Origin of the sequence: Neobacillus niacini (genome assembly GCF_000759675.1) — a bacterium.
GTDB classification, from domain to species: Bacteria; Bacillota; Bacilli; order Bacillales; family Cytobacillaceae; genus Neobacillus; species Neobacillus niacini_A.
Window position 1 is genome coordinate 636,846 of record NZ_BAWM01000020.1, and the last position, 932, is coordinate 637,777.

Sequence of the window (932 nt, forward strand, 5' to 3'; positions counted from 1 at the left end):
CTATACTTTTATAAAAATGGTGCCGAGGACCGGAATCGAACCGGTACGGTAGTCACCTACCGCAGGATTTTAAGTCCTGTGCGTCTGCCAGTTCCGCCACCCCGGCAATATTGGAGCGGAAGACGGGATTCGAACCCGCGACCCCCACCTTGGCAAGGTGGTGTTCTACCACTGAACTACTTCCGCATATTAAAATAAATAAGTGCGGGTGAAGGGAGTCGAACCCCCACGCCTTGCGGCGCCAGATCCTAAGTCTGGTGCGTCTGCCAATTCCGCCACACCCGCTTATTTAAAATTATTTTGCTATCGCAAAAAATCCTGGTGAGCCATGAAGGACTCGAACCTTCGACCCTCTGATTAAAAGTCAGATGCTCTACCAACTGAGCTAATGGCTCAAACAAATAGTTCTTAGAAAAACAACTGGCTTCCTCTGTTTAAAACCCCATCGGGATTTTTTGCAGGCATCCGCTGACGGAATATCAACGTAGCAAAAAGCATGGTGCCGGCGAGAGGACTTGAACCCCCAACCTACTGATTACAAGTCAGTTGCTCTACCAATTGAGCTACCCCGGCGGAATGTTTGGAAATATTATGGTGGAGGATGACGGGCTCGAACCGCCGACCCTCTGCTTGTAAGGCAGATGCTCTCCCAGCTGAGCTAATCCTCCACAAAAATGAAAGTTCTTAACGCTGGCTTGAAAGGAAAGTTATTTTCGCGTTAGCGAGAAAATTTTGGTGACCCCTACGGGATTCGAACCCGTGTTACCTCCGTGAAAGGGAGGTGTCTTAACCACTTGACCAAGGGGCCATCTTTAAAAATTTGAAAAATAAAAGCCCCAAAGGGGCTATGCCTGGCAACGTCCTACTCTCACAGGGACAAAGTCCCAACTACCATCGGCGCTGAGAAGCTTAACTTCCGTGTTCGGTATGGG

At 49.1% G+C, this 932-nt stretch carries 7 tRNA genes and 1 rRNA gene; all 8 read right to left on the bottom strand.

What is annotated here, in order from left to right:
- Window positions 1–17: 17 nt before the first annotated feature.
- Window positions 18–106 (bottom strand) — tRNA-Leu (locus TR08_RS12800).
- Between the two features lie 5 nt (window positions 107–111).
- Window positions 112–186: transfer RNA gene (locus TR08_RS12805), tRNA-Gly, on the bottom strand.
- A gap of 17 nt (window positions 187–203) precedes the next feature.
- A tRNA-Leu gene (locus TR08_RS12810) sits at window positions 204–285 on the bottom strand.
- A gap of 34 nt (window positions 286–319) precedes the next feature.
- A tRNA-Lys gene (locus TR08_RS12815) sits at window positions 320–395 on the bottom strand.
- 102 nt (window positions 396–497) lie between these two features.
- Window positions 498–573, bottom strand: a tRNA-Thr gene (locus TR08_RS12820).
- A 19-nt stretch (window positions 574–592) separates the two neighbouring features.
- Window positions 593–668, bottom strand: a tRNA-Val gene (locus tag TR08_RS12825).
- Window positions 669–733: 65 nt separating this feature from the next.
- Window positions 734–808, bottom strand: a tRNA-Glu gene (locus TR08_RS12830).
- 41 nt (window positions 809–849) lie between these two features.
- Window positions 850–932: ribosomal RNA gene (rrf, locus tag TR08_RS34175) — 5S ribosomal RNA — on the bottom strand; the annotation flags it as partial.